This is a genomic window from Pseudomonas edaphica (genome assembly GCF_005863185.1).
Classification (GTDB): Bacteria; Pseudomonadota; Gammaproteobacteria; order Pseudomonadales; family Pseudomonadaceae; genus Aquipseudomonas; species Aquipseudomonas edaphica.
On the sequence record NZ_VBVZ01000765.1, the window covers coordinates 1 to 2,632 of the forward strand.

A 2,632-nucleotide genomic window follows, 5' to 3' on the forward strand; every position below is an offset into this window, starting at 1 on the left:
AGCGGGCTTGCCCGCGATGGTTTCAGCCGCACTGCGTGGTCAGGGCTTGATTACGTGCCACGCCCCGCCCTTGCCATCACCGGTCTTGTCACCCGCCTTCTTGTCATCCTTGTAGGTGTAGACAGGCTTGCCTTTGTAAGCCCACTGACTGGTCTGGTCGTCGCGGGTAATGACTGTCCAATCACCCATCGACTTGTCAGTAGACTCAGCCTTCAGCGGCGGCCAGTTGGTCGCACACTGGTCTTTGCACACCGACTTGCCGTCGGCATCCTTGTCAAAGGTGTAGAGGGTCAGCCCCTTGTGATCCACCAACATTCCGTCGTGAGTCATCGCCGGCTCCGCCGCAAACGCCAGGCCCGGCAGCGTCAACGCCGCCGATACCAACAGGGCTTTCCATGAAACAGTGCTGTAAGTCATCGGAACCTTCCTTTTGTGGTTGTCAGGATTCGGACCCAAAGGGTAGTCCAGAGTGCCGTGAATTGCCCGATCGTCTAAATTACTGTCACACGACTGCAATAATTCCGTTATCTAATGCGGCGCAAGACAGTTAAATGACAAGAGGATTTTGAGCATGGTTGGCAGGAGCATTCTGATCGTTGACGACGAAGCGCCCATTCGCGAGATGATCGCCGTTGCGTTGGAAATGGCCGGCTATGACTGCCTGGAGGCGGAGAACTCCCAGCAGGCCCATGCCATTATCGTCGACCGCAAGCCGGACCTGATCCTGCTGGACTGGATGCTGCCCGGCACCTCCGGCATCGAACTGGCCCGTCGCCTCAAGCGTGACGAGCTGACCGGGGATATCCCGATCATCATGCTCACCGCCAAGGGTGAAGAGGACAACAAGATCCAGGGCCTGGAAGTCGGCGCTGATGACTACATCACCAAGCCGTTTTCCCCACGTGAGCTGGTAGCGCGCCTGAAGGCCGTACTGCGCCGTGCCGGCCCTACCGATGGCGAAGCGCCGATCGAAGTCGACGGGCTGATCCTGGACCCGATCAGCCACCGCGTGACCATCGACGGCAAGCCGGCCGAGATGGGGCCGACCGAATACCGCCTGCTGCAATTTTTCATGACCCACCAGGAGCGCGCCTATACCCGTGGGCAATTGCTGGACCAGGTGTGGGGCGGCAATGTGTATGTGGAGGAGCGCACGGTTGACGTGCATATCCGCCGCCTGCGCAAAGCCTTGGGCGATGCCTACGAGAATCTGGTACAAACCGTGCGCGGCACCGGCTATCGCTTTTCCACCAAAGGTTGAGCCGGCCCTTCCTTTCCTTAACAGCTGACAAGGACGCATGTTTAAGTGAACCAGAACTGGCATGGCACCCTGATTCGCCACATGCTTCTGTTGATCACCGGTTGCTTGGTGGTGGGTTTGATCAGCGGTTATTACGGTTGGAGCCTGGCCGTTGGTATCGGCCTGTACCTGGGCTGGACCCTCAAACAATTGCTGCGCCTGCATGAATGGCTGCGCCAGCACAAACCCGACGAAGCACCACCCGACGGCTACGGCCTGTGGGGCGAAGTGTTCGACAGCATCTACCACCTGCAACGCCGCGACCAAAGGGTTCGCGGGCGCCTGCAGGCGGTGATCGACCGGGTGCAGGAGTCTACCGCTGCGCTCAAAGACGCGGTGATCATGCTCGACAGCGACGGCAACCTGGAGTGGTGGAACCGCGCTGCCGAGACCTTGCTGGGCCTCAAGACGCCCCAGGACAGCGGTCAGCCGGTGACCAACCTGGTGCGCCACCCGCGCTTCAAGGAATATTTCGAGCAGGAAAACTACGAAGAAGCGCTGGAAATCCCCTCGCCTACCAATGACCGCGTGCGCATCCAGCTGTACCTGACGCGTTATGGCAACAACGAGCACCTGATGCTGGTGCGCGACGTGACTCGCATTCACCAGTTGGAACAGATGCGCAAAGACTTCGTCGCCAACGTCTCCCACGAACTGCGTACGCCGTTGACGGTGATCTGCGGCTACCTGGAGACGCTGCTGGACAACGTCGACGAGATCAACCCGCGTTGGAGCCGTGCCCTGCAGCAGATGCAACAGCAGGGCTCACGCATGCAAACCCTGCTCAATGACCTGCTGTTGCTGGCCAAGCTGGAAGCCACCGATTACCCGTCGGACAACCATCCGGTGGCGGTGCAAAGCCTGCTGCAGACCATCAAGAATGACGCCCAGGCGCTTTCCGGCGAGCGCGGGCAACAGATCACACTGGAAGCCGACCCGCAGGTATTGCTCAAAGGCAGCGAAGGTGAGTTGCGCAGCGCGTTTTCCAGCCTGGTGTTCAACGCCGTGAAGTACACCCAGGACAAGGGCAATATCCGCATCCGCTGGTGGAGCGATGAGCACGGCGCACACTTGAGCGTGCAGGACTCCGGCATCGGTATCGACGCCAAGCACCTGCCGCGCCTGACCGAACGCTTCTACCGCGTCGACTCAAGCCGCAACTCCAACACCGGCGGCACCGGGCTGGGCCTGGCGATCGTCAAACACGTGCTGTTGCGCCACCGCGCACGGTTGGAGATCAGCAGCGTGCTGGGGCATGGCAGCACCTTTACCTGCCATTTCCCACCGGCGCAGATGACCCGCTCGCGGGTGATCGGCACAGATGAATAACCC

Annotated in this window: 3 protein-coding genes; 2 read left to right on the forward strand and 1 reads right to left on the reverse strand. The window is 60.3% G+C overall.

Annotated elements, in window-relative coordinates; all coding sequences use genetic code 11:
• Nucleotides 1–39: 39 nt before the first annotated feature.
• Nucleotides 40–417: a COG4315 family predicted lipoprotein gene (locus tag FEM54_RS30175; RefSeq protein WP_017135806.1), complete on the reverse strand. Its 378-nt coding sequence runs from the start codon at nt 415–417 to the stop codon at nt 40–42.
• Nucleotides 418–571: 154 nt separating this feature from the next.
• Here FEM54_RS30175 and phoB point away from each other — a divergent pair, with 154 nt between their 5' ends.
• Together phoB and phoR are read left to right on the forward strand one after the other, a co-directional pair.
• A complete protein-coding gene (phoB, locus tag FEM54_RS30180; RefSeq protein WP_003195617.1) occupies nt 572–1,261 on the forward strand; it encodes a phosphate regulon transcriptional regulator PhoB in 690 nt (229 codons plus the stop codon).
• A gap of 81 nt (nt 1,262–1,342) precedes the next feature.
• Nucleotides 1,343–2,629: a phosphate regulon sensor histidine kinase PhoR gene (gene phoR / locus FEM54_RS30185; RefSeq protein ID WP_240792826.1), complete on the forward strand. Its 1,287-nt coding sequence runs from the start codon at nt 1,343–1,345 to the stop codon at nt 2,627–2,629.
• Nucleotides 2,630–2,632 lie beyond the last annotated feature (3 nt).

Bases quoted from the DNA above. Each gene is read 5' to 3' on its own strand.
- phoR (WP_240792826.1), top strand. From the start codon at position 1,343: ATGCTTCTGTTGATCACCGGTTGCTTGGTGGTGGGTTTGATCAGCGGT.
- FEM54_RS30175 (WP_017135806.1), bottom strand. From the start codon at position 417: ATGACTTACAGCACTGTTTCATGGAAAGCCCTGTTGGTATCGGCGGCG.
- phoB (WP_003195617.1), top strand. From the start codon at position 572: ATGGTTGGCAGGAGCATTCTGATCGTTGACGACGAAGCGCCCATTCGC.